The sequence below is a fragment of the Bartonella sp. AP57NXGY genome (assembly GCF_042195805.1).
In the GTDB taxonomy this organism is placed as follows: Bacteria; Pseudomonadota; Alphaproteobacteria; order Rhizobiales; family Rhizobiaceae; genus Bartonella.
Map to the genome: position 1 here is coordinate 1 of NZ_JBHIOZ010000127.1, position 3570 is coordinate 3570.

General features: G+C 41.4%; 5 protein-coding genes. All 5 read left to right on the top strand.

What is annotated here, in order from left to right:
* Positions 1 to 93: 93 nt before the first annotated feature.
* Complete coding sequence (locus ACFIL8_RS08370) at positions 94 to 720, top strand: hypothetical protein (RefSeq protein ID WP_375638579.1); 627 nt, start codon at positions 94 to 96, stop codon at positions 718 to 720.
* Positions 721 to 730: 10 nt separating this feature from the next.
* Positions 731 to 1372, top strand: a complete 642-nt coding sequence (locus ACFIL8_RS08375) for a hypothetical protein (RefSeq protein ID WP_375681465.1) — start codon at positions 731 to 733, stop codon at positions 1370 to 1372.
* Between the two features lie 298 nt (positions 1373 to 1670).
* Positions 1671 to 2138 carry a hypothetical protein gene (locus ACFIL8_RS08380; RefSeq protein ID WP_375638575.1) on the top strand — a complete coding sequence of 156 codons (468 nt, stop codon included), beginning with the start codon at positions 1671 to 1673 and terminating at the stop codon, positions 2136 to 2138.
* Entirely contained in the window at positions 2126 to 2488 is a 363-nt protein-coding gene (locus ACFIL8_RS08385) for a hypothetical protein (protein ID WP_375638573.1), read from the top strand. The genes ACFIL8_RS08380 and ACFIL8_RS08385 overlap by 13 nt, the downstream gene beginning before the upstream one ends.
* 463 nt (positions 2489 to 2951) lie before the next feature.
* Positions 2952 to 3545: a methyltransferase domain-containing protein gene (locus ACFIL8_RS08390; protein WP_375681466.1), complete on the top strand. Its 594-nt coding sequence runs from the start codon at positions 2952 to 2954 to the stop codon at positions 3543 to 3545.
* The last annotated feature ends 25 nt before the right edge of the window (positions 3546 to 3570 follow it).

Genomic DNA, 3570 nt, shown 5'->3' on the forward strand with positions numbered 1-3570 from the left:
TAGGTTGATAGAAACTGTCTTGCATTTTTATTAAGCGTAAAGATGGTGGTGCAATAATGGATTTTATACCTTGCACGATTAGAAGGAATGGGAGTGATATCGACTGATCAAAACTACAGTGGACCACGGCGTTCGCGGCCTTTTGACCGGCATCGTAGCGGATTTGTTTTAGCGGAGGGTGCAGGTCTGTTTGTTATTGAAAAATTATCTAACGTATTGGCGCGGCAGCGTGAGCCGTTGGCCTATTTATTGGGTTACGGCGGTGCACTTTGCACACAGCATATTGTAGCGCCGCATAAAGATGATCTCGAAATGCAACTGTCGATGGAGCGGGCCATCGAACATGCGGATGTTGACCGTACCGCTATTGATTTTGTGAATGCACATGGGACATCGACAGTACAAAATGATCAGCACGAAGCCAGTGCAATCAGAACGGTTTTTGGCGCGCACAACCCGGCGATTGTGGCGACAAAATCTTGGCACGGGCATCTGATTGCTGCTGCCGGTGCGATGGAAATTTTGGGTGTACTGGTTTCTTTTCGGAACAATGTTTTGCCCAAAATTTTGAATTGTGATGAAATCGATCCTCAATTGCCCGCTGGTATTGCGCTTGTGAGGGAGCATCAGTACCGACCGCTTAAATACGCATTGAAAAACTCATTTGGTATGGGCGGTGGCGCAAGCAGCTTGGTTTTAGGGAATCCACAATATCTGTAAGGGACACCTCATGCTAACAATATATTCCTTATTAGAAAGAAACTGGCAAGTGATTTGTCATCACAGTCATTATTCGGCAGAGGATGTCAGCATGATGACAAAAGGGTGTGCAGATACAGTAGTTAGATATTGTCGTGATCGCCCGCAAGGGGAGCAAAATAAGCTGTTTGTTTTTGTGATTAGAAATAATTTCGAAGGCATGATTAGCTATTTTGTTGCGTCTGTGCTAAAATTGAAAGCTTGGATCGTCAGTATTCATGATTTAGACATTGTTGATATACTGGTTGATGCTGATTGCATTGCGGCTGTTGTAATGAGCCATGAAGTCAGGGATATTAATATCATCAGTCACCGGATTAATATCGCGTTTGATCACTGTCTTTCAACTGTGAACGAAAATCTGGCTGATTTTACAGCATATCCGTGCGCGCATTTCTATTTTTGTACCTCCGGAACAACCAGTAAACCCAAGTTGATTCAATATCATGAAAATATTCTGATTGAGAATGCCATCGCGGTGAGCCAATCTCTTGGACTAAGTAATGAAGATTGCTCATGTGTTATTTCCCAGTGCAGTATATGTATGGTCTCTCTACTATGCTATGTGCCTTCTTATCGGATAGCAAACTGGTATTTGAAAAATTTCAAATAAGTAATATTGGTGAACTCGTTTCGCACTATAGCATTACCAACTTGCCTTTAATCGGTGACTGGATGCTGGTAGTAAGCGACAATTTTTACCAAAAGCCGAATCCATGTGCAAAATATCTTGAATGCATCCGATCGTTTGCTCACCGTACAAGCATCGGGTATCCTCTCATCATGTACGACGTTATGGAATAACTTCGGTCAGACCGAATCCGGACCGCGCTTGTTTCATAATAAGATCTGTTCGCTACACGATTGAAAGAACCAGTAAATATGGCGTTGTAGCGCCGGGTAAGGCTTTGGTGAGTGATATAAAAATTGATTTGCGCCCCATTGATCGGGCGGATGCTTCTGATTCAGTGCGCCGTACGTTTTATAAAACGCCTTTCGCGTGTGATGGTTATGTTGATAGTTCCTTGCAATTAAAGCCGCGTGATGAATGGTTTGATTCCGGCGACCTGTTTGTTAAAGATGAATCCGAATGCTATTACTGGATAGCCAGAGCCGTTAATGAATTTAAACACAATGGTAAGTTTATCCCAGTTCAACTGATCTCAAATGACATTATTAAGTATGCCGGATGTTTAAGGCATTACTTTTCAAAAGCACAGAACGGCGATCTTTATCTCAACCTTGATATGTCGGCAAATAGTGAGCAGGTTAAAGTCGTTACTAAACTATTGACTGATAAATGGTATCAGTATGCATTTAAAGTAAATATCAGAAAAATTGCCACGACAAATACAGGGAAAATAAAATGTACCGTGTAGATAAAGCTCATGGTATGAGCAGAGTGTATGTTAATCGCCGTGCAAACAATTATCTGTGCATTGTGAGCCATTCTTTTTATACCTATTTTTTAGCTATTGATAGGCTTCATCGTTATTTGCCTGTATCGACGAGACGTACATCGAGAGTGATATTGCACCGTGAAATGGCGAAGGTACTTTTTATCGATATATTTAAACGGATTTTGCCAGATGTAAAGATGTCACACAGTTCTGTGAGCCATGGACGGAGTAAAAGTATTATGTTGCTTAATAATGATCCGCGGATTCAGTCTGTCGTGGTTGATATCGAATTTATTGAGAAAAAAAACTACCGAGGCCATTTATGCTAGATTACTGTGAAAAATGCGCGAACTTTCCAGAAGGGCAGGTGCTGGATAATCGGCTATGCACCACAATATTTAGCTGCATGGAGAGCTTGTATAAGGCATTATGCGCCATCTCGGCGTGTACTTTTGATATAAATGATTACTTTTTAGTTGAACATGACAGGACGCGATGTGTTTTTCGGTACGTTGGGAATACATTTGTGTTTAAAGGGATGACGTTTATTTGTAACTGCTATTATCTTTGTCAATCTGTGATAACCGTTGTTTTGCTGGATGCATGTTTGCAATCAATTATTTTAGATGACCTCTTATATGAGGACGTAACCGTTTCTATACCCAGTTAGTTTTTAACGAGTTTATGGCAATGCCATAACTAGCTTCATTTAGAGGAATATGTGATGAATGATTTACTGGTAAATATCACCCCTGAGCACTATGAAAGGTATGCTACTGAAGGTACATCACCGTGGAATGCGTATTTGATGGAAAGAGTTCTGGAAGAAGCATCTGGTGTTACTTCTGCGAAGAAAAAATTCTCGATATTGGCATGGGAACTGGCCACATGCTTTTCAAGCTTTACCGCTCCCAAAAACTCACAGACTATTTCTTTTACGGGGTTGATATTGATCCCCGTATGGTTCAGTTTTGTGTTAAAAAATGTACCGAGTTAAAATACCAGCATGCATTCAACATCATTGAAGCCAGCGTCAGCAATTTACCGTTTCCCGATAACTCCTTTTCAATGATTTATGCCCGTTCCGTAATTCATCACTGGGCTGAACCTAAAAAAGGATTACAGGAGTTGTGCCGTGTTTTAGATCGCGGCGGTCGTATTATCATCCATGAACCCCTAGCTGATGCAGAAGAAACAGCACTGGGTGTTTTTAACCAATCACGTCGTGAATGCGGTGTGGCAGCTATGTCCACAGAAGAAAAATTCACATTAGCCGGTATCACCGATTTTTTATATGGCTGCGATCTTAGTGAGATGAGCTGGACAGTGAGACGTGGAGAAGGTCTAGCAGCTCTGGGCTGTGAAATTTTCATTAAAAAGGTCTGAGTTATCATGGATTATTTCTGTGCTG